The sequence below is a fragment of the Nocardia sp. NBC_00565 genome (assembly GCF_036345915.1).
In the GTDB taxonomy this organism is placed as follows: Bacteria; Actinomycetota; Actinomycetes; order Mycobacteriales; family Mycobacteriaceae; genus Nocardia.
Genome location: NZ_CP107785.1, coordinates 1,341,409 through 1,362,938, shown reverse-complemented (window position 1 = coordinate 1,362,938; position 21,530 = coordinate 1,341,409). Strand labels below are relative to the sequence as shown.

General features: G+C 62.5%; 18 protein-coding genes and 3 pseudogenes. 17 read left to right on the top strand and 4 right to left on the bottom strand.

Going from position 1 to position 21,530, the window contains the following annotated elements; translation table 11 throughout:
• Window positions 1-84: 84 nt before the first annotated feature.
• The 6 genes and pseudogenes from OG874_RS06560 to OG874_RS06535 all read left to right on the top strand — a co-directional run.
• Window positions 85-285, top strand: a complete 201-nt coding sequence (locus OG874_RS06560; protein ID WP_330254216.1) for a ferredoxin — start codon at window positions 85-87, stop codon at window positions 283-285.
• A gap of 400 nt (window positions 286-685) precedes the next feature.
• Window positions 686-1,618, top strand: coding sequence for a carbohydrate kinase family protein (locus OG874_RS06555; RefSeq protein ID WP_330254215.1), 933 nt, complete (start codon window positions 686-688; stop codon window positions 1,616-1,618).
• On the top strand, window positions 1,579-2,964 hold the full coding sequence (locus OG874_RS06550) for an alpha,alpha-trehalose-phosphate synthase (UDP-forming) (protein ID WP_330254214.1): 1,386 nt from the start codon (window positions 1,579-1,581) through the stop codon (window positions 2,962-2,964). The genes OG874_RS06555 and OG874_RS06550 overlap by 40 nt, the downstream gene beginning before the upstream one ends.
• 440 nt (window positions 2,965-3,404) lie before the next feature.
• Entirely contained in the window at window positions 3,405-3,704 is a 300-nt protein-coding gene (locus tag OG874_RS06545) for a hypothetical protein (protein ID WP_330254213.1), read from the top strand.
• Window positions 3,701-4,333, top strand: coding sequence for an HAD family hydrolase (locus tag OG874_RS06540; RefSeq protein WP_330254212.1), 633 nt, complete (start codon window positions 3,701-3,703; stop codon window positions 4,331-4,333). Before OG874_RS06545 ends, OG874_RS06540 begins: the two co-directional genes overlap by 4 nt.
• Before the next feature lie 12 nt (window positions 4,334-4,345).
• Window positions 4,346-4,582: pseudogene (locus OG874_RS06535) on the top strand (acyl-CoA dehydrogenase family protein); the annotation flags it as partial.
• A gap of 162 nt (window positions 4,583-4,744) precedes the next feature.
• Here the strand turns inward: OG874_RS06535 and OG874_RS06530 are convergent.
• Window positions 4,745-5,323 carry a TetR/AcrR family transcriptional regulator gene (locus tag OG874_RS06530; protein WP_330254211.1) on the bottom strand — a complete coding sequence of 193 codons (579 nt, stop codon included), beginning with the start codon at window positions 5,321-5,323 and terminating at the stop codon, window positions 4,745-4,747.
• A gap of 274 nt (window positions 5,324-5,597) precedes the next feature.
• Between OG874_RS06530 and OG874_RS06525 the strand changes: the two genes are divergently transcribed.
• The 3 genes and pseudogenes from OG874_RS06525 to OG874_RS06515 all read left to right on the top strand — a co-directional run bounded on the left by OG874_RS06525 (window position 5,598) and on the right by OG874_RS06515 (window position 8,711).
• Entirely contained in the window at window positions 5,598-7,139 is a 1,542-nt protein-coding gene (locus OG874_RS06525; protein WP_330254210.1) for a long-chain-fatty-acid--CoA ligase, read from the top strand.
• Window positions 7,136-7,774 (top strand): annotated as a pseudogene (locus OG874_RS06520) (hypothetical protein). Before OG874_RS06525 ends, OG874_RS06520 begins: the two are co-directional and overlap by 4 nt.
• A gap of 43 nt (window positions 7,775-7,817) precedes the next feature.
• Window positions 7,818-8,711, top strand: coding sequence for an SCO6745 family protein (locus OG874_RS06515; RefSeq protein ID WP_330254209.1), 894 nt, complete (start codon window positions 7,818-7,820; stop codon window positions 8,709-8,711).
• Between the two features lie 4 nt (window positions 8,712-8,715).
• Here the strand turns inward: OG874_RS06515 and OG874_RS06510 are convergent.
• A pseudogene (locus tag OG874_RS06510) lies at window positions 8,716-9,653 on the bottom strand (alpha/beta fold hydrolase).
• Window positions 9,654-9,973: 320 nt separating this feature from the next.
• On the opposite strand from OG874_RS06510, the gene OG874_RS06505 reads away from it, so the two are divergent.
• Entirely contained in the window at window positions 9,974-10,153 is a 180-nt protein-coding gene (locus tag OG874_RS06505) for a hypothetical protein (RefSeq protein ID WP_330254208.1), read from the top strand.
• A 126-nt stretch (window positions 10,154-10,279) separates the two neighbouring features.
• On the opposite strand, the gene OG874_RS06500 is transcribed toward OG874_RS06505, so the two are convergent.
• Window positions 10,280-11,218 carry a hypothetical protein gene (locus OG874_RS06500; protein WP_330254207.1) on the bottom strand — a complete coding sequence of 313 codons (939 nt, stop codon included), beginning with the start codon at window positions 11,216-11,218 and terminating at the stop codon, window positions 10,280-10,282.
• A 393-nt stretch (window positions 11,219-11,611) separates the two neighbouring features.
• Here OG874_RS06500 and OG874_RS06495 point away from each other — a divergent pair, with 393 nt between their 5' ends.
• The 4 genes from OG874_RS06495 (at window position 11,612) to OG874_RS06480 (ending at window position 17,865) form a co-directional block, all read left to right on the top strand.
• Entirely contained in the window at window positions 11,612-12,829 is a 1,218-nt protein-coding gene (locus OG874_RS06495) for a hypothetical protein (protein ID WP_330254206.1), read from the top strand.
• A gap of 702 nt (window positions 12,830-13,531) precedes the next feature.
• Window positions 13,532-13,960 (top strand): helix-turn-helix domain-containing protein, encoded by a 429-nt coding sequence (locus OG874_RS06490; protein WP_330254205.1) that lies wholly within the window; start codon window positions 13,532-13,534, stop codon window positions 13,958-13,960.
• Between the two features lie 305 nt (window positions 13,961-14,265).
• Window positions 14,266-14,607: a trypco2 family protein gene (locus OG874_RS06485; RefSeq protein ID WP_330254204.1), complete on the top strand. Its 342-nt coding sequence runs from the start codon at window positions 14,266-14,268 to the stop codon at window positions 14,605-14,607.
• 21 nt (window positions 14,608-14,628) lie between these two features.
• The gene (locus tag OG874_RS06480; RefSeq protein WP_330254203.1) at window positions 14,629-17,865 is read left to right on the top strand and encodes a bifunctional trypsin-like peptidase domain-containing/SEL1-like repeat protein; all 3,237 of its coding nucleotides are present in this window, start codon (window positions 14,629-14,631) and stop codon (window positions 17,863-17,865) included.
• Between the two features lie 284 nt (window positions 17,866-18,149).
• On the opposite strand, the gene OG874_RS06475 is transcribed toward OG874_RS06480, so the two are convergent.
• Window positions 18,150-18,743, bottom strand: a complete 594-nt coding sequence (locus OG874_RS06475) for a TetR/AcrR family transcriptional regulator (protein ID WP_330254202.1) — start codon at window positions 18,741-18,743, stop codon at window positions 18,150-18,152.
• A gap of 155 nt (window positions 18,744-18,898) precedes the next feature.
• Here OG874_RS06475 and OG874_RS06470 point away from each other — a divergent pair, with 155 nt between their 5' ends.
• From OG874_RS06470 to OG874_RS06460, 3 genes are read left to right on the top strand one after another with little or no spacing between them, the layout of a single operon-like run.
• Window positions 18,899-20,281: a flavin monoamine oxidase family protein gene (locus OG874_RS06470; RefSeq protein WP_330254201.1), complete on the top strand. Its 1,383-nt coding sequence runs from the start codon at window positions 18,899-18,901 to the stop codon at window positions 20,279-20,281.
• Complete coding sequence (locus OG874_RS06465; protein ID WP_330254200.1) at window positions 20,278-20,757, top strand: SRPBCC family protein; 480 nt, start codon at window positions 20,278-20,280, stop codon at window positions 20,755-20,757. Before OG874_RS06470 ends, OG874_RS06465 begins: the two co-directional genes overlap by 4 nt.
• Window positions 20,744-21,520 carry an SDR family NAD(P)-dependent oxidoreductase gene (locus OG874_RS06460; protein WP_330254199.1) on the top strand — a complete coding sequence of 259 codons (777 nt, stop codon included), beginning with the start codon at window positions 20,744-20,746 and terminating at the stop codon, window positions 21,518-21,520. The genes OG874_RS06465 and OG874_RS06460 overlap by 14 nt, the downstream gene beginning before the upstream one ends.
• The last annotated feature ends 10 nt before the right edge of the window (window positions 21,521-21,530 follow it).

Below are 21,530 nucleotides of genomic sequence, written 5' to 3'. Positions count from 1 at the left end.
GCCGAGCGCGTCACCTGTGTGGGAACGCGCCTTCGGGGCTTCTACATATTCGATCTATCCGTTGGTCACGAAGGAGATAACGAGGTGCGAATCTCTGCGGATCGGGAGCGCTGTATCGGCGCGGGCATGTGCGCCCTTATCGCGCCGGAGGTCTTCGATCAGGACGAGGACGACGGCAGGGTGCGGTTGCTCGACCCAAGACCGGAGCGCAGTCACTCAGCAGTGCGGGAGGCCGTGGACGCTTGCCCGTCCGGGGTACTCGAAATCGACGAGTCCCGGGAATAGAGGCCAATCGACTCGGGCCGCCGGTTGCAACTCGCCGGCGGCAACGTCGCCACAATACGTCCGTGATCAACGAACGCCGACGTCGGCTGAGGCGAATCGACGTTCTATAGCGTATCGGCACCTGACACCAGCGAGATGTTGTTCGGCGAGGTTGGGCCATCGTGGCCCGTGCGTGGCGTTTAGCGAAATATACTGTGCCGGAAGGCCTCTAAGGGTTGCGCTGCGGCATGGCGGTGATCGTCGGTCGGTGCGCTATGTCTTCGAGGCTCGGAAGTGCCTGTTGATGAAGGGCGTTCGCTGAGATGGGATATCGCCTCGGCTGAGCTTGTGGGCACCGCGTGTCCTCGTTGTTCGGCATTCGGTCGGGTCGATCGTTACGGAAACAGGTAGGGGTCGGCGGGTGGATGTTGTTGGTGATGGACCGGTGCTCGTTGTCGGGCCGTGGTATGTGGACCTCATCTTTTGTGAGCTGGCGCGGCCAGTCCGGCCGGGGACGGAAGTATTTGCCGAGGAGTTCGATGTGGTGGCTGGTGGGGCGTTCACGTTGGCGATGGCCCTGCATCGACTCGGGCACGAGGTGGTCTGGGTGACCGATTTCGGTACGGACCTCTTCAGTCGGCATGTGCTGGCGCGGGCGCGGGCCGAGGGCCTTGACGAAACCGGGTTCGCACACCATTCGGTGCCGGTGCGCAATGTCACTGCGGTGCTGTCGGATTCGACCGACCGGGCCATGGTCAGCTTCCGGGACCGGCTCGCCGCGCCGTCGCTGACAACCGTGCTCGAGCGGAATCGACCGCGCATGCTGCTGTTGCCGATATTGCGATACGACGCCGATACCGCCGCTGGGCTGGATATCGCCTGCGAACTCGGTGTCGAGGTCTTCATGGACTGCCAAGATGTCGCGGGCACACTGGACGATCCCGCGCTGCGGGAGGTCCTCGGCCGGGTTGATATATTCGCGCCGAATGTGGATGAGGCACTGCGGCTGACGGGTGCGAGCACGCTCGACGAGGCGCTGGAATTGTTGAGCGCCGTCGTTGACACGGTAATCGTCAAGCGGGGCGGTGCGGGAGCTACCGCGGTGCGCCGAGGTCGTCGCGTCGACGTCGGCGCGGTCGCGGTGACGGCCGTTGATACCACCGGCGCCGGTGACTGTTTCAACGCCGGATTCGTACATGCCACGTTGCGGGGACAGCCGCTCGGGGAGTGTCTATCGACGGCGGTCGCGTGCGGGGCTGCGGCAGTCACCGGTCTCGGTTCGGCGGGCGCACCCGACCTGACGGAGTTGGCGCGGTGGCTTGCCGAGGTGCCACGCCCGGGTACATCGAGATGACGGCCGCCGTGCAGACCTGCGCGCTGGTGATCGGTTATCACCGTCCGCCGATCAGCTGGAGTCGCACGCATGGCTGGCGGAAACCATTGAGCCCCAACGGCATTCTGCCGACGTTGAGTCGACTGTTCACTGTGGAGAAGCTGCCCGCGGTGTGGGTGACCGGTGCGATCACCGACGGTGCGGACCGGGCCCCCTTCGACGGGCACCGCTCCGGGATCCCGCTGTCGTTCGTGCCCCTGTCCCAGCACCTATGGACCGCATACGTTCAGCAGGTCTGCAAGGACGCGCTGTGGCCGGTGCTGATGTCGCAGCCGCAGCGGATGCGGTTCGACCCCACCGCGTGGGCGTACTACCGCACCGTCAACGAACGCTTTGCCGAACGCATCGATGCGACGGCCAGCCGCGGCGCCACCGTCTGGCTGCACGATTACAACCTCTGGCTCGTCGCGGGCACGCTCCGGGCCGCGCGCCCGGACCTGAAACTGGGGCTGTTCCACCACACTCCGTTTCCGCCGTCCGCCATGCTGTCGGCCCTGCCCGTTGCCGATGAGATACGCGCCGCGCTGGCCTGCTTGGACTGGGTCGGGTTTCACACCCGCACATTTGCCGAACGCTTCCGCCATGCGCTAGCGGGGGTAGCGCGGTTGCCGCGCATCGGTGTTCATCCATTGGGCATCGATCGCATCGCCGTCGCATCGCTGGCCCGATCTCGCGCGCCCTTCGTGCGGCAACTCCCGGGACCGCTCGTGCTCTCGGTGGAACGACTCGACTACGTCAAGGCGCCGCTGGAGAAGGTCGCGGCGATCGAAACGCTGTTGGCCCGCCGCCCGGATCTGCACGGCCACTTGCGGTTCCGGCTTGTCTGCCCGCCACCGGAGCCCGGTATCACCGTCTACGACGCCACCAAATCCGCACTCGAGCAACGGATCTCGGAGGTCAACCGAACCTACGGTACGGCGGGCTGGCAACCCATCGAATACCTACCGCAATCATTGTCCTTCACCCAGGTGATCGACGAGTATCTCGCCGCCGATGTGCTGTGGGTGACCTCGCTGCAGGACGGAATGAATCTGACCGCCAAGGAATTCGTCGCCGCGCAGATCGCCGCCGGCCGCTCCGGGGTGCTGGTGCTCTCGGCCAACGCGGGAGCCGCCGAAGAACTCGGCTCCGCCGCTTTGCTCACCGATCCGCACTCGCACGAAGACCTCGTCGACAAACTCGCGCAATCACTGGCCTTGCCGTACGACCAACGGACAGCACGTCTTCAGCATCTCTCCGACCTACTCGGCCACGACCCGCCCGCATACTGGGCGGCACGCATCATCGCCGATATCCACGACCACTAACCACCCTCTTGTATCACCGTCACCATGCCGACCACCATGTTCGCCGTGGCGTCCCATACTGGGGCGCCGCTGAAGCGGGGGCCTCGCCTGTCGGCGGACGAGCCCACGCAGCTCCTCGACATCGATCAATTCCCGGTCCAGCGAACGCAGCTCGTCCTCACGCTCTGCGTCCACCGCGATAGTCAGATTCATACGTTCCTCGACATTCGATAGCCGACGGTGCTACCGATCATCATCCCTTGGTCCCGGTCGCGACGGGAGTGTTCTCCGGTGACCCGGGCGTATGCCGCAGTCCGGTTGCCCGGCAACAGCGCGGTTGGGTGCGTTTCCAACAATTGAATCCGACGTCACTTTCAACTAACCTCTGAGCCATCCGGCAGCCGGCTCCGCGCCATCGCGGTTGCCCCGGTCAACGCGCATGAACATGGAGGTTTCTGGTCGTGAAGAGCCGAGAGGTACATCTGGTGGCCCGGCCCACCGGCGAACCCACACCATCTGATTTCCGCATAGTGACCACGGATGTCCCCGACCCCGACGGCGATCTGGCCACCCGCGCCGTCACCGGAGCCGGGGCGGCGTCGGCTCCCCTCGACGTGGCCGATCGGGTGCTGGAGGCGATCGAGACCGAACGTTTCCTGGTGCTCCCGCACGAGGAGGTCCGAGAATTCTTGCACCGCAAGGTTTCCGATCATGACCGATGGATCGCGGGCATGCAGCGCTTCCGGAAGTCGCTGTCATGAGCGCGCGCACTGCCGTGCTGTTCGACTTCGGCGGAGTGCTCACCACCGCCGTGCTCGCCGCCTTCGCCGAGTTCGGCGCGGAGCTGGGCGATCCGCGGCTACCGCTACGACTGCTCGCCCGCGATCCGGAAAGCAGTGCGCTGCTGGTGGATCACGAAGAGGGGCGCATCGGTCAGCGCGAATTCGAGGCCGGCTTCGCTCGGCGGTTGCGCGCACACGGCATCGAAATCGACGATGCGGGCCTTATCGATCGCATCCAGTCCCGGCTGCATCCCGACCCTGAGATGATCCGACTGGTCGCGGATGTCCGCACGGCGGGCTATCGCGTCGGTCTGCTGTCGAATTCGCTCGGCGACGACTGCTACGCGGGCTTCGACCTGCCCGCCATGTTCGACGCGGTGACCATCTCCGCGGACATCGGTATCCGCAAACCGTCCCGCCGGGCTTATCTCATCGGCTGCGAACGGCTCGGTGTCGGACCCGAGCAGACCATCATGGTCGACGACCTCGAGCAGAACATCACCGCCGCCGAACTGCTCGGACTCGGCGGCATCGTGCACCGCGACGCCGCATCGACGGCCGCCCGGTTGTGGCCCGCGCTGCGGCCGGCGCAACAAAACCCCAACTGATCCACCCACCTTGCGGATGCCACCAATATCCAGCTGCGCATGGCACGCGACGGCGACCACTACGTACTCAACGGCCGGAAGTGGTTCGCCTCCAACGCTTTACACAAGAACTGCAAGGTGCTCATCGTCATGGGCAAGACCGATCCGGACGCACCCAAGCATCGGCAGCAGTCGATGATGGTCGTGCCCATCGACGCACCCGGCGTCACGGTCATGCGCAATCTGCCGGTCTTCGGCCACGCCGACCGTGCATGTACGCGCACCTGCGCACATTGCGTCTGGCCGACGGACCGGACGAAGTACACAAACGCGCCATCGCGCGCGCTGAACTCGGTAAGTTCAGGGCCACCGCCGGCGTCGGGGCCTAGGACGACCAGGAACGAATGCGGACAAGGTCACATAAATGCTCGCTCAGTGCGCTTCTTTCAGCTGAAGAGCGTTGAACCACAACTGATTCAGCGTTTTCACCAGCTTTTCGAAGGGGACCTTCCGCCCCTCGACGAATACGAAGTACGCCATGCGGCTCACCATGCTCGACAATGCCAGCGACGTGACTTCGGCATCCAACTCGGTGTCCACCAGGCCACGATCCTGCAGACTCCGGATCATCTCGGCATTGCGCTCGACGAATGCCAAGGCGCGCTCGAAGCGCAGCACCCGGAACTTCTCGTCGATCTTCGACACCTGCTCGAGCACGGCCATCAGCCGCGCATTGCGCCGATACGAGAGCAGATACTCACGATTGGCGGCGGCGATCAACTCGCGCGGGTCGTCGATGCCGACCCGCTCCCGGATGTGCGGGTGCAACATTTCCTCGCGCACCTGCTCGACGACCGCGGCGAAGACCTCTTCCTTGCTGTCGAAGTAGGTGTAGAACGATCCGGAGGCGACCCCGGCCGCCTTGGAGATATCGCTGATCCTGGCATCGAGGAAGCCGTCGCGTTCGAACACTTCACGCGCCGCGATTACCAGCGCGGACCTGGTGCGCATGCCACGCTTACTCCGTGGGGGCACCCGACCGGGCTGGTTCTCGGTCGCTTCCTGGGTGTTCACTGCCTCACTCGCTGTCGTCCGGCTCGCTGATGTGGTGGATCGTAACAGCGCACGCCGCTCCCGCGACCCCGCGATGCCGCGCCGGCGCCGGCGCCAACCGGGATCGGCGCAACATCCCTTGAATGTGACGCCAAATTCAATTAATGTTCCGATCCACTGACGTGGCCCGGGTCACATCGGTGCTAGCCCACTCATGAATCTGGAGCATGCCATGTCTGCGAATCCGGCTCCCCCGACCGCATCGGATCAGCCGACCAATGTCGCCGACCGCTGCTGGCAGCACGCCACCGAACGCCCCGATGCCATCGCGCTGCGCACCGCGGACGCACACCTGCGCTACGGCGAATTGGCCCGGCGCAGTGCGGCCTACGGCGGCCTGCTGCGCGAATCCGGTATCGCCACGGGCGACCGGGTGCTGCTGGTGGCACCCACCGTCGGTGAATTCGTCATCGCATATCTGGGCGCACAGCTCATCGGCGCCGTCGCCATCACCATGAACACCATGGCTACTGCGCCCGAAATCGGTTATGTGCTGGATGATTCCGGCGCACGGATCGTCATCGCATGGCACAGCGCGCAGGAGGTCGCACAGGAGGCGGCCGCCGAACGGAATCTGCCATTGCTCGTGCTCGCGCCGGGCGCGCACGCCGACCCGGCCCAGCCTGTGGCCGAACCGGTGCGCCGCCGCGCCCACGACACCGCGGTGCTGCTCTACACCTCCGGAACCACCGGTAAACCGAAGGGCGTCGAACTCACCGTCGCCAATCTGTCCGAGACCGCCAGAATCTTCACCGATCAGCTGCAGCTCGGTCCGGACGATCGCTTCGGCACCGGTCTGCCGCTGTTCCATGTCTACGGGCAGGCGGTGTGTATGCTCACCGCGCTGCATGCGGGCGCATCGTTCGCCATGGTGACGCCATTCGAACCGCGGGCCATGATCGCGATGATCCGCGATCAGCAACTCACCCACGTCGCCGGTGTACCGACCATGTGGAATGCCATGCTGCACGCGGCCGGTGACTACAGTGCGGCGGACTTCGCGAGCCTGCGGCTGGCGGCGTCCGGCGGGGCGTCCCTGCCCGGTGAGGTGATTCGCGCCTTCTCGGATCGTTTCGGCTGCACCATCCTCGAGGGCTACGGCCTGACCGAATCGACGGGTGCGGCGACCTACAACCCGCTCAATCGCGAACAGCGGGTGGGATCGGTCGGCGCCGCCCTGCCCGGGACGTCGATCGAGGTTCGCGATCCCGACGGCAAGGTGCTGCCCGCCGATGCCGTCGGCGAGATCTTCCTGCGCGGCCCGAGCATCATGAAGGGGTACTGGAACCGGCCCGACGCCACCGCCGCCGATTTGTCCGACGGCTGGTTGAAGAGCGGCGATCTGGGCCGCGTCGACGCCGACGGCTATGTCTACATCGTCGACCGCGCAAAGGATCTCATCATTCGTGGCGGATACAACGTCTATCCGCGCGAGGTCGAGGAAGTGCTGTACGAGCATCCGGACGTCGTCGAAGTGGCAGTGATCGGTATTCCGGACGACCACTACGGCGAGGAGGTCGGCGCGATCGTTGCCGCCACCCCCGGGGTCGAACTCGATCCGGCTGATCTGCGGTCCTGGGCCAAAGAGCGGCTGTCCGCCTACAAGGTGCCGCATCGCTTCGCCTTCACCGACCAGCTGCCCAAGGGCGCCACCGGCAAGATCCTCAAACGCGCGCTGGATCCGAACCTCTTCACAGACAAGGCAGCCCGATGACCGCAATCCCCACCGCGACCGGAACCGTCGACTCCGCCGAACTCGGCCGCGTCCTGGTGCACGAGCACGTCTTCGTACTCGGCGAGGAATTCCGGCAGAACGTACGCCGACTGGGACGAGGACGCCCGTGTCGACGACGCCGTCGACCAACTGAACGAGTTGAAATCCCTCGGCATCGACACCATCCTCGACCCGACCGTGCTCGGGCTGGGCCGCTATCTGCCGCGCATCCAGAAGATCGCGGCCAGAACGGATTTGCGGATCATCGTCGCCACCGGCATCTACACCTACAACGATGTGCCCTTTCAATTCCATTACACCGGGCCGGGTTTGCTGTTCGACCGGCCCGAGCCGATGGTGGAGATGGGCTCGACGTCCTGCTGCCCTTCGAGGATCGGATCGACACCATTGTCGAACTGGTGCGGCGCGGCTACCTGGACAAGGTCGTTATCGCGCATGACGCGGCGTGCCACATCGACTGGTTCGACCCCGTTGCCAAAGCGCAGGTCGCGCCGAAGTGGAACTACCGGCACATCAGTGCGGATGTGATTCCGGCGCTGATCGCGCGCGGACTCACCGAGGACGATATCGACGCGATTCTGGTGCGCAATCCACGCCGGTACTTCGAGAAGTAATCCAAATGATGCACGGCCACAAGCAGATACCGGAGCAACGCCCTTGACCACGGTCTCACCGCACAGTGCCCATCTGACCTTCCGCGCACTCGAGCCGATCCACGGGATGATCTACTTCACCCCGCACGGCCCGGATGCCTACCGTGAGTTGGGCATTACGGATCCGCGGATGATGTACTTCGCAGCCCGGTCCGCGGCATTCGGGCAGGTGCCTGCCGAGGTCACCATCGCCACATTCTTCAATTTCAATCCGGCCGCGGTGCGGGCCGTCATCCCAGCCGCATGGGAAATCGCCTCTCCCGCAGATATCTTTCGAGCTCGTCTGCGTGCGGTCGACCGGTCGCTTCGGCAGGTGTGGGGTGATGACATCAGCGGCCCCGAGGTGCGTGCGGCCGCCGAGCTTGCCCGGCGAGCCGCCGAACGTGCTTGCGAACGCCCGCAGGGCCGTCCGTTGTTCGCGGCGCATGCGGCGCCGCCGTGGCCCGACGAACCACATCTGGTGCTGTGGCATGCGCAGACACTGTTGCGGGAGTACCGCGGCGACGGACACGTCGCCCTGCTACTGACGGAGGGGCTGGACGGTATCGAGGCATTGATCACCCACAGCGCGACCGGCCAGATATCGCCGGAAGTGTTGCGCGCCAGCCGATCCTGGAGCGAGGCGGAATGGGCCGACGGTGTGCGACGGCTTCGTGAGCGGGGTTGGCTGACCGACGATGGTGCCGTGCTGAGCGAGCAGGGCTCCGAGCGGCGCGGCGCGATCGAGAGCCGGACCGATGAACTCTCGGTCTATCCGTACGAAGCGATCGGCGAAGCCGGGTGCGCGCGCCTGCGTGCACTCGCCGCACCATTGGCGATCCGAGTAACCGAAGGTGACCTCGGATTCCCGCATACGCTGTCCGCGCGCTATCGGCAGGCGCTCGAGACCGACGTATAGACCTTCAGCCGACGCTGCGGGCGAAGTCGATCAGCGCGGCGCTGACTTCGGCGGCACGTTCCTGTTGAATCCAGTGTCCCGCCCCGTCCAGGACAACGGGCGCCCGCAGGTCGGAGAGTACGGAAGCCATCTTGGTCGTCGGGGTGAACCGGATGACGGCATCCTCCGACCCGGCGATGAACAGCGCAGGCTGGTGGATCTTCGCATCGGCCAGGTGCGCACTCAGTTCCCAGTTACGGTCGAGATTGCGGTAGTAGTTGAGTCCGCCGGTGAACCCGGTGGTCGTGAAAGTCGCGATGTAGTAACCGAGTTCGTCCTCGCTCAGCCAGGCCGGAGCGGGCATCTCGGAACCGTTGCCGCTCAACAGATCCCGGGCACTGACGACATCGTCCTGCAGCAGCGTACGGCGCACGTCCGACGCGAGCTCCGTGTCCGCGCGACCCGGCTCCTGGAACCAGCACATATAGAAGTCGTCGCCGAGCCGGGACCGCAGTATCGGCAACGGCGGCGCGGCCGACCTCGGTGTAGCGGGAACACTCAGCCCCGCGACGGCCCGCACTCGTTCCGGATGCCGAAGGGCCACCTGCCACACCACCGACGCACCCCAGTCATGGCCGACGAAGATCGCATCCTCGACACCGACCTCGTCGAGGACACCGACGAGATCAGCGCACAGGGTGGCCATGTCGTAGTCCTCGATCCGGCCGGGCCGAGAGCTGCCACCGTATCCGCGCATATCCGGAGTCAACGTCCGGAAACCGGCCTCGGCGAGCGCGAAAACTTGGTGGCGCCAAGAGAATCCGAGCTCGGGAAAGCCATGACAGAACAGAACAGAACAGCGGGACCGTCGCCGTGCTCGACGACCCGCAACTCGATCCCATTCGTCGCGACCTGGCGGCTACCGAGCCCCAGCCACTCGTCCAGCAGATTGTGTGTGTCCATACTCAGGGTCACCTCGTCCACCGCGGCAATATAAGTCGATACCATATTCGATTCTGACGTCGAGTTCAACTTCCCTTGTTCGACGGCACCCACGTCAAGCCGCCTGCCGGCTCGGTGCCGACGAGCCCGAATGCGGTGGAGGAGTGGAAACTACCTCTGACCTGGTCAGGGCTACCGGACGGTACTTGAAACAATGGGAACCAGATTGGCTGCGTACGGTTATCGCCAAGGTGGACGCTGCCCCGACTCGCGGACCTTCGACGGCAGACAGCATCGCGGTGAAACCGCGGCGGTTGGATCGACGGCTGTCGTCTGCGATCGTGGCCGAGGTTGAGGGTTATCGGGAAGGCTCATCCACGAACCAGCTGTGCGAACGGTACGACCTCTCGAAAGGCGGGCTGCTGAAGATCCTGCGGGAGCATGGGGTGCAGATGCGGAACCAGCCGATGACGGAGGACGAGATCGACTGGGCGGTACGGCTTTACACAGGCGGGCAATGATTGAACACTGCGGCGCGAAGTTTGGGCAAAGCCAAGGGGAGCGTGTGGAAGGCGTTGCGCGGGCGAGGTGTATCGATGTGCAGGTGAGCAGGGGTGATCCGCCTTCTGGCGCGTCTCGCGGCCGTTCTAGTCGCGATCCAGTTTCATGTATCCGATTCCGTCGCCGATGCACCAATCCAGCACCTTGGAGTCCATGCGGTCCGGACCCTGCAGTAACCCGTCACGCAGTTCGTCGTCCGAAATTGGCAGTTTCGCGCGCGGCTTCACGCCATCGGTATAGATATCCGGGTACCGCGCCGCATCGGCCGGACTGGTCGAGCCGCCATATTCCTTGGCCACAAACGCGTCTACCAGCCGTGGCCAATCCGGCATACCGAACCATTCTCGGTGAGGACTGCCGAAACAGGATTTCACCGCGATAAACCATTCCATGTCGTGGTCTTCACGCTCTGTGAGATCAGCCCAATACATAAGTGTTGACGCCGCGCTGCTCATCCACTCTTGATAATGCTCACCGAGCAGATCGGCCACGTTGCGCGACCCAACCTTAATCCCATCAGCAGGAAGAATCAGCTCATCCAGCAAGCGTAGCCACGCTGCCCGACTACGATCACCCACCATTAGAAATTCGCGGCACAGACGGAACACGGCCACATTTGCAGCCATCATTTCTCCATCGCTGATTCGGTTCAGCCCATTGCCCGCATGGGCGTCCTCCACAATCGTGTTCCGCCATACGCCGAGCGTCATCGAATACGCAGCTACCGGGAGTTGATCCGCTCCGAAGCGCTCCATACGGTCCTTGACATAGTTCTCCCGGGCACCCTCGATAGTCCAATTCGCCATGTCGAAATAGCTACCTACCGGACGATAGATATTGCCGTACTCGGTGGTCCGTTCAATAGCCACCAGCCCCTTGCTCTCCAGGTTCGCCAGCTTGGACCGAAGCGACTTGATCTCCTTGCCACTGGGTGGTTCCTCCGTGTTCTTGGCATCCCACGGGCGCAGTAACTCCGCTAATCGCCGTGCTTGAACCCCGCGCGGGTAGAGATCGAGTAGCTCCATGATCCGTGCGTATGCCGGACTCAGCCCGGCGATACGGCTCTCATCGAAATGCATCCTTACCGCCGCTCTGCCAGCATCACGAACATGTCATCGACGCACGCAGTGTACGGACAAGATATGTTCGGCCACCAACAGATAGGCGCCCGCGCGCACTGCAGATATCGACGATAGCTCGCCAAGTTGTGTTGGTACAGCCTCAGCTGCGCATGGGATCGGACGGTGACCCCCGCAACGATACTGCCGCCACGGCCAACGCTGGTCAGACGAGCTACACCCTGGTAAACAACGCGCGGCGACCACTCGCGGTGTCCCGTTCTGGTCCCGTTGTCGGTGCCTCGAAATAGGGTGCACGTGCAACAGTAAGCACACGAAATCGAAGGGGCGGACCATCTCGTGGTTGAAGACAGCGAAGAGACAACTACCGCGTGGCCTCTGGAGGGTCATTTCGCCTGTGGTAGTGGCTTTTTGGTGACGCCCGACTGCCTCGGGCAGACGTTCCTCTCGCGAACAGCGAACTACGGGTTGTCCATCACGTTGCCAACGCGAAGTGACGGCCCAGAGGAGAACGGACTCCGACGCGCGCCGTGGACATACGTTCTCGCGGGAGACGACCGAGACGCCTACTGGTCAAGTGACGAGTGGGGGTCTGTTGCTGGCGCTAGTGCAGAGACGCCGACCTATGCGCACATCCTGCGGTGCGTTGTTCACTCAGAGGTTGCAGCGAACGATGAGGCCCAGTTCCAGGCGGCCGCCGAGCAGTTCGGTGACGAGTTGGCGGTCTGGTGGAAGTCCGTGTGCGACTGGCTCGACGTTCTCACTTTGCAGGACTTTGCCAGCCTCAAACGCGCCCAGCGGAGCATCCTCAACGATTCGGTACAGATGTGGAGCGGCGACTCAGCCGGTATCCGCAAGGCAGGCATCAGCTACCAGTTTCTGACGGGCGGAATACATCAAGTCGAAGTCCTCGATGAGCACCAACTACAGTCCGCGTTGGATCTGGCAGCGCGTGAAACGCAACCCGACGCCGAATGGTTGTTCATGAGGGATGCGCGCTCCCTGCTCAACGCTGGCGAGTACCGACGTGCAGCGATAGACGCCTGCACTGCAACAGAACTATCCGTGATCGCGCTTATCGACCGAAAGTTTGATGACGACGGAACGAGCCAAGCCGAACGTACGAGAGAGTTCGGCGCACACCATGGACTCTTCAAGCTCACGCAGCTCCACAAGAAGCGACACGCCTCAGGGCGATTACCCAAGAATTTGGTCCAGAACGTCGGCGCTACGCGCAACAAAGCAGCTCACAAGGGTGCGGCCCTCAGCAAGGTCGAGGCGGAGACTGCCATCAAGACCGCAGCAGAAGTCGTTGCGATCGCATTTCCGCTGAGTTCGGTAGTCCCCGGATTCCCAGCCAGCGTCATGCGTTCGTCGCGGCAATTGGGGATTCTGCCGCAAAAAGAAGCCTTGCACTTGGCAAAGGGATGCGACCTGAGAATGAAGATGGCACTGTCGCCGACCGCGGCTATGAACGTGCAGACGGCGGTCACGTTGTCAGGGCTAACCGTCCGGCACGACGACTCACCTCCTGAGCCGCAGTCGGCGAGTACCTGAGCAAACGGAGTCGAAAGATGTGGGTGTGTTTCGGACCCGGCGGTTACATCACCCTGAGACCGGCGCTCACCATGCATTGGATGAGCTACACCGGGCAGGCGCTAATCGGCGTCGGCCAATCCGATTCGACTTCGATTGTCAAGGGGATCGTGACGTGGGGATTCGGTTTTCCGGTCGTCCGGGAGTGTCGGTGGTAGTGACACTCTAGTGATACGAAGCCCGTAGGGGTAAGTCTGGTGACTTCTCTTCCCGTGCTTCCTCATACTGGCCATCCCTGAGCGGAGGGAGGTCGTGTCAAGGGCGCTCTTTCCCTTGACACGGGCGAGTGAGGTCAGACAATCGAGCCATGAGGAGGCTGGGGCCCTGTCCCCCACGCGTATTCCTTTCGGCAACGCCTCGACGTGTAGGAAAACTGGGGCCTCAGAGGTAGCCGTGCTGTTCGAGGAACGATCGCCAGTCGGCGACTGCATTTCTGGCGACGTCGATCGAGCAACCATCGCAATTCATCAGGTCCAGCTGCAGTCCTGATCCACAGCTGCCCCATTGCTCCCCCCAGTTCGGAAGCATCCCCCGATTCCCGCCCAGTTGCTGCGATCTTCGGCTCGGCCGTCAGCATACCCCCGCTGTCGGTGTCACCGCGGGATCGGACGGTTCAAGTGCCGTCCTCTATCCTCCGTTCCAGTCGACCTACTGGGACGCTACTTGAAACACCGACAGGTCGAGCAGCTGCGCAAGGTCATCAAGCTGGTGGATGTATCCGTGCCGCGGCAGCTGACGAAGGCCAACAGCTCCGTCCAGGCACGACGGCTGGACCGACGCCTGTCCGCTAGCGCGATCGCTCAGTTGGTTGACGCCTATCTCAGCGGCAGCTCGACTGGCGAGTTGTGCGAGAGGCACCACCTGTCGAAGGGTGGGCTGCTGAAGATCCTGCTCGAGCACGGCGCCGAGATGCGCTACCAACCGATGACGGAGGACGAAATCGACAGAGCTGTCGAACTTTACGCTGCTGGAGACTCGTTGAGAACTATCGGGCTCAAACTTAAGAAAGGCCAAGGGCAGTGTGTGGAAGGCCTTGCGTGCGCGAGGAGTGAGGATGCGCCCATCCACGAGATAACCTGGAGGTGGGTCTAACCAGGGTCGATATTCAGACCGTGTGTCCGAATCAGGGTTGAATCACGATGGCATTCATCGGAGCGATCGTCGAGTGCTAGCGTGCCGTGACGTCAGAACACTGTGCGCCAAACTCCGCGAACCAGGACCACAATCTTGCATTGTCCGAGATTCCGCAGCCTTTCCCAGACCGTCTGGCCGGTTCGAAGAACAGTACCTCTGTTGGCCGGTTAGACGAATAACGTCGATGTCTAGCGGAAGCCGCTCGGAAACGGCATGATTCTAGGGGTTCGTCGGCACGCAATGCATCACTCAGAAGGGGCGAAATGTCAGACAGAGCACTGGTGGGCTTGGCGGATGCGATACGTGCACTGCGCGAAGAGCTCACCTCCGCGATGCAAGACGGCTGGAACCAACCTATGCGGTTTGGCCTAGAACCCATTGAGCTAACGGTCGAGGCTGCGGTCACCAAGGACGCGCACGGTCAAATCGGATGGAAGATTATCGAGTTCGGCGGCACCTACGAGAAAGCTCGAACCCAGACCCTCAAGCTCCTGTTGACACCGATGTGGGGCCTACCAGACGGAACCACGACGCAAGACTTTTCGATCGCCAGCATGAACGCAGAAGGCGATCGCTTCGGTCCAGTTGACGCAGGCGCAGACTAGCCGAGATCAACGGCGACCTTGGTGACCGCATCGAAAAGCGACAGCTCTGCCGTTCGGTTGGACCACGTCGTCGCCGTGGTCGTCTCACTTCCTGGCAATCGTTCACAAGTCGGTAGCGGCTTCCTGATCGCACCCCGCTTGGTGGTCACCGCGCGACATTGCACGCGTAACAAATTGACAGGTCAATACGGTCTCGGGATCCGTGTAATCCGAGCAAGCGACGGAAAATTCCTACGTATCCCCAATTCTTCAGTCAGTGCGGCACCAGATCTGGATATTGCAGTTATCCGACTTCCTGAGCATCAAGACTGGTCTAGCGACACCCCTCAACCCGAATTAGCCCGAGTTCGACGAGATGTAACCGGAATACTGTCCGACTGCGTTGCGGTGGGGTTTCCGATCTTCCAACGAGATCCGAAGGACGCGACGCGCCAGCTGGCTGAGTTACACGGAATAATCTACCAGCTGGACGGTGTCGAATCCAACTATTTGCTGATGCGGGAACCTCTTGTGAGACCTGTACTCGACGCGCCCCAGACGTCGATAGCTGATCGCAACAAGCCATATTCAAACGGAACCGACCGACGTATCCAAGAACCGGCCTGGGGAGGCTTGTCCGGTGCAGTTGTGTTCCACGCCAACCGCGGTATTGGCGTCATCGTCGAACATCACCCGAGACAGGGTGAATCCGCTCTCCGGCTGATCGGGTTCGACCGCATCGCGGCAAGTAGCAATCCAGTAACACAAGCTATTTCAGAGGCGCTTGGGATATCCCACATGGAGCATATGCCGTGGGCGATGAGCATCCCGGTCCGACCGTTGCACGAATTAGTCGAAGTGCTCGCAGGCGATCTATTACCCTACACAAAAGATCTCGATCCTTATCGCCTAGGAGCAACGGTTTCGCCGTATGGCGACTCGGAGAGCTACATTCGACATGACCCGTACGTGCCACGGACATACAATGACGTCGACACGCGAATCCGTGATGCAGTACGCGCTGCGATTGCCGAAGAAACGCCCACTGATCGGATAATCTTGCTCGCCGGGCCATCCAAGGCCGGCAAGACTCGCAGCCTCTATGAGGCAATCCGGTCTGTCGCTCCGAACGCACTGCTTGTGTCACCGGTTCCAGGCGAGATCGATAAAGTCGCTGAACATCCCGCCGTACAGACGACGCTTACGGATGTAGTCATATGGCTCGACGACCTCCAGCGATACCTCACTCACGAAAGACCTATCACAAACATACAGACTTCGCGCTTCAACGCTCGCGCTGGCCACACGGCGATCGTAGCCACGCTCCGCCTGGAGGAACTGGCCAGGTTGCGAGCCGCAACAGGTGAACCCTCGCGAGATCTTCGACTGCTACTCGACCGTGCGATCATAATCGAACTCTTGCCAACGACCGCCGACCCAAATGAACAAACTGCCGCAGAGGGCGCCTACCCGAACCAGGACCTCACCTTCGGTCTTGGCGCTCACATGGCCGGTGCACCAGTGCTGCTCGGCCTATATCGTGCAGCTGAGTTCTCCGACCCGTACGGACATGCGCTGCTCACTGTCGCGATCGACTGGGTGCGAGTCGGGGTGCCGCATCCCATCGACGAAGCAACGCTGATCACATACGCGAAGGACACCCTGCGGGCAGGGCATCCTGAACTTGATGCCGACGAACAAACACTGCGCGATGCCCTTAAAAGGCTCCGAGTAGCGCCTGAGTCCGCAGCACGCGTCGGGCCCCTCTCCACGATCCCGCTCGATGGAAACGCCCGCGGATACGATCCGTTCGACTATCTGGTCGCAGCAGATGATGGACAGTCACCGCCAGCGCGGCCTATTCCGGAAAATTTCTGGATGAAGATCCTAGATCAATCGTCTGCGTCCGTGGCATTTGCAATCGGCTCGGCTGCGTATCTCCGCGAGAAGATATCCGTGGCGATTGCGGCATTCCAGAAAGCCGCTGAAGATGATCACACAGCCGCGATGGTCAGCCTTGGCGCACTTCTTTCGGAGCTCCCAGAACCGAAAATCGTCGCCGCTAGATATTGGAGCGAACGCGCAGCCAGTCTCGGCGAGTCGGCAGCGATGCACAACCTGGGCAATTTATTCGCATACAAGTGGGAGCCTGCTGATCTGAAGCTTGCGAAGAAATGGTGGAGACGTGCCATCGCGGCTGGTGAACCTCACTCGGCGTTCGACCTCGCTATTCTGTTGTCAGAAGTGCAATCTCCACCGGACCTTGTGGCAGCGCGCCGATGGTACGAGTACGGCGCACTATCAGGTGACACAAATTCGATGGTGAATCTCGGAAATCTGTTGAGCAGCAAATTCGATCCGCCGGACATCGAGGCCGCTAAACGCTGGTATCTGACCGCAGCGCAAGCTGGCGTACCTGTGAGTATGCATAACTTGGCGCATCTACTAGCAAATCAATCGACGCCGCCCGACCTTGAAGGCGCCCGAGGGTGGTACCAGCACGCTGCCGAAGCAGGGCATCCTCCGGCAATGACCAACCTCGGCGGTATCCTGTCTTCTCTTGGGAGGTACCCTGAAGCTCAGTATTGGTATGAGCGCGCAGTCGAAAATGGTGAATCAGCATCCATGCATAATTTGGGCATGCTATTTGCGACGCGTAAAGACGCTCCCGACCTTGTCTCTGCTGAGACCTGGTATGAGCGCGCAGCGCTGGCTGGCGACACTCGCTCCATGACAAATCTAGGCGCCTTAAAGTGCACCCTTCTGGAGCCTCCTGATTTCGACGGAGCAAGGACGTGGTTTGAACGCGCAGCTGAACTTGGTGACACGGGCGCGATGTGCAACCTCGGCTATTTACTGTTGAGCAACGTAGAACCACCAGATATTATCTCAGCCCGAAGTTGGGTAGAGAAAGCTGCGCGCCTCGGTGACCGAAACGCGATGACAATCCTTGGGCAACTCCTCGCTTACTATCTCGCCCCACCTGACCTTGTTACTGCCCAAATATGGTGGGAACGCGCTGCTGAATATGGTGACAGACTTGCGATGCAGAACCTTGCCAATTTATTCGAGTCCGTGGTGGATCCACCGGATCCTGCGGCGGCACGCCTATGGCTCGAACGTGCCACCAAGACTGCAGAAGGTTCGCGCTACAGCGATTCACTCAAGGGAAGAGAGATACTTCTACCGGATCTACCGGGAACGGTACTCGATCCGACACCGACACCACCTCGTGGTTCGCGAGGCGCAGTAGTTCGGAAGCGGCGGCGACCAGGTTAGTTGTTCGGATGCCGAGATCGAGCACATCCTTATCATCGTCGACAGCCTGGTTCAACTACGCCTGTCAAGGTCTACCGGTTGTCGGGATGACAGGATTTGAACCTGCGACCACTTGAACCCAGGTCGGTCGGGGGCCGAAAGTGCAGGTCACAGTACTACTTTCAAAGTTTCCGTGCGCTCCAGATGTGCTGGTCGACAGCGGGCGTTCATAGCGCGTGGTCCCGTTCTGGTCCCGCTCCCCCACCTCGAAAAACGGTCGATCGGCCTGCGATCGGGCAGTCAGCTCATTTGGCGTACGAGTCCAGGATGCGGGTCATGAGATCGCTCAGGGCTCGGCGGCTCTCGGGCCGGCCCGGTCGAGCGATTTCCTGCAGAGTGAATCCATCGATCAGGGCCAGGAATTGCTTGGCGGGGATGCTCGGATCCGCGACGCCGAAGCTCTCGAGCGCCTTTTCGGCCGCTTCCTCGATGCTCGCCATAATGCGATGCACCGGCTCGGCCAGTTCTGGACGCCGGCGGACGGCGAGGTATGCCTCGAACTGGGCAACGGAATCGTCGTTGTCCTGCCCGGCGACGAGTTCGATCAGGCTTTCGGCCAGCTCGTCGCGGGTCATCTCGCCGGATCGAGCGGTCTCCAGCAGGTCGGCCACGTTGCCGGTAATCGTTTCCGCGACACGGGTGATGGCCGCGTCGATCACCTCGTCCACCGAGCTGAAGAAGTAACTCGTCGTCGACGCAGGAAAGCCGGCCCGGTCCGCGACCGCGCGGAACGTCACACGCTCGATCCCGCGTTCGGCGATGACCGCGATCGCCGCACTGATCAGCTCGTCGCGCCGCTCACGACCTCGCGCGTATCGCGCCGGACGTCCGTTGCTCATGAACGGCACACTATCAATCCGGAACGAATTCTGGCCAAATGGCCAATATTCGAATAGGCTCGTGACACCAGCTCACCTCGGCGACCTCCCTCTGGTGCAGGTCACACCCCCCCAGGAGTTTTCATGCCGTGTTACGAACCAGCACAGGAGGAACCGTGCAGTACCGCACAGATGTCGTAGTGGTCGGCGCCGGATTGGCGGGATTGACTGCGGCTCGCGACCTGCGTGCGGCGGGTCAGGATGTTCATGTCCTGGAGGCCCGTGACCGGGTCGGCGGCCGGACGGTCAACCATGAGCTCGGCGATGGTCATGTCGTCGAAGCCGGTGGACAATTCGTCGGGCCGACGCAGGACCATATTCTCGACCTCGCGACCGAGCTCGGCGTGGATACGTTCCCCAGCTACAACAAAGGTGACAGCACCTATGTCAAGAACGGAACGTCACGTAGGTTCGGCGACGGCGTGCCACCGGATCCCACCGCGCTCGCCGACGTTGCCCTCCTCATGGCTCGAATGGACCGGGCGTCCCGGACAATCCCCATCGACGCGCCGTGGCGAGCGCCGAACGCGCACGCTCTCGACTCCCAGACTCTGACCACATGGGCGCGTCGAGCCGCCATCACCGACGGTGGCCTGGACCTGCTCAACATCCTGCTCGGTTCTGCTTTTGGCGGATCGGCGAGTGACTCGTCTGCGTTGTACGGGCTCTGGTACGTCGCCGGAGCCGGTAACGAACATGCCCCGGGCACGGTCGCCCGGATGATGGATGTGGTCGGCGGCGCCCAGGAAGCTCGGTTTGTCGGTGGCTCGCAGCGTATTTCGTTGGTGCTGGCCGAGGAACTGGGCGATGCGATCACCCTGGGTGCGCCAGTGCGACGCATCGATCAAACCGCCACAGAGGTGGTGGTCCACACCGACGAACACAGTTGGACGGCGCGGCGGGTGATCGTTACCGCTCCCCCGGTGCTCGCCACGCGAATCGCCTGGAATCCGGTGCTTCCGGCACCGCAGGAGGCGCTGTTCCAGCGCATGAACTTCGGTACGCTCGCCAAGTTCGAGGCGGTATATCCGGAGCCCTTCTGGCGCGCGGACGGCCTTTCCGGTCAGGCCGTGTTCCGCGATCCCTCGTTTCCGGTGTGTTCGATGTTCGACAATTCGCCGCCCGACGGTGGCCCCGGCGTGCTGATGGGCTTCGTCGGCGGACGGCAGTGGCGGGACTGGGCGCCCAAACCGGCGCGCGAACGCCGCGGTGCCGTCCTGCGCGCATTCAGCACCGTGGTCGGCCCTCGCGCACTGCAACCGACGAACTGCATCGAGAAGGACTGGACTGGCGAGGAATGGACCAGGGGCGGACCAACATCCGTTCTCACCCCTGGCGTGCTGACCGAATTGGGGCGTTGGCGCGACGTCCCGTTCGGGCGCGTGCACTGGGCAGGCGCCGAACACTCGCACTACTGGAATGGATTCATGGACGGCGCCGTCCACTCGGGCGCACATACTGCGGCCGAAGTTATTGCCGCAGAGGGAGATCTACCGTGACCGACCGATTCGTCATCAGTGCCCACCGAAATCTGAGAGTGTCCCCCGAAGAGGTGTGGAACCTCACCAGCGATACCAGTAGATACGCGGACTGGGTCAGCAGCGTTCTCGAGGTGACCGAGCATCACGAACAAGCCCGAAAGGGTGACACCTACACCGAGCGCGTGAAGTCGATAGGACCGCTGACAACCCGGGCCGAGTGGACCGTGCAAACGATCGAGCCGATGAGCTTGCGTATCGATTCGGGCAAGGGATTCGCCCCACTCACCAATGTCATCAATGTCTTCCGCTTCGCACCGATCGACGACGGTAACGGCACGTCGATGACCTATGAGTTCCACTTCGATCTACGTCCGCGCCAGTTGGGCGCACTGGTGCACAAGCTGCTCGCCAAGTCGATGCCGGCCGAGTTCGATGCGTCGATGCGCATGCTGGAGTTGGTCATTCTCTCGGAGAGATCCGATGACACGAATTAGCCTCAGCGGCAAGGTTGTTCTCGTGGTTGGCGCCTCCACTGGGATAGGAAGGCGCTTCGCCGAACGGGCCGCGGAGGCGGGCGCGACCGTCGCTATTACCGCTCGACGCGCAACGCTGTTGAACGAGATCGCCGCCGTACAGACCGGGCGGGGCCGTCGGTGCTCGGCGCACCCCGCCGACGCGACGAATGCGGCCGCCGCGCAACAGGTCGTCGACGACGTCATCGATCTGCACGGTCGAATCGATCTCGTTCTGTTGAATGCCGGGGGCGCACCCGCCCTCGACCTCACCGCTCTCGCCGCGCAGGACATCACCGAATACATGCGGACGAATTACGACGTCGCCGTGAACTATCTCGTGCCGGTCCTGCGGCACATGCGCGAGCGCGGCTCGGGAATCGTCGCGCACACCAACTCACTCGCCGGCTGGTACGGCATCCCACTGCAAGGCCCGTACTCGGCGGCCAAGGCAGCACTGCGGGTCCTGTTCGACACATACCGGATCGAATACGCGAAAAGCGGCATTCGATTCGTATCCATCTACCCCGGTTTCGTCAGGACCGAGTCGACGGTGGGCGACGGTATGGCCGCTCCCGGCGAGATCGACGAGGACGCCGCGGCCGCACACATGATTCGTGCGGTCGTCACAGGTCGCGAGTCGTATTCGTTCCCGTGGTCGACCGCCGCGCTGGTCGGTTTCGGCCGCATCATGCCCGCTCGGGCGCGCAACGCAATCCTCGGCCGAATGCCGAGGGGCGAGTGACACACCGACC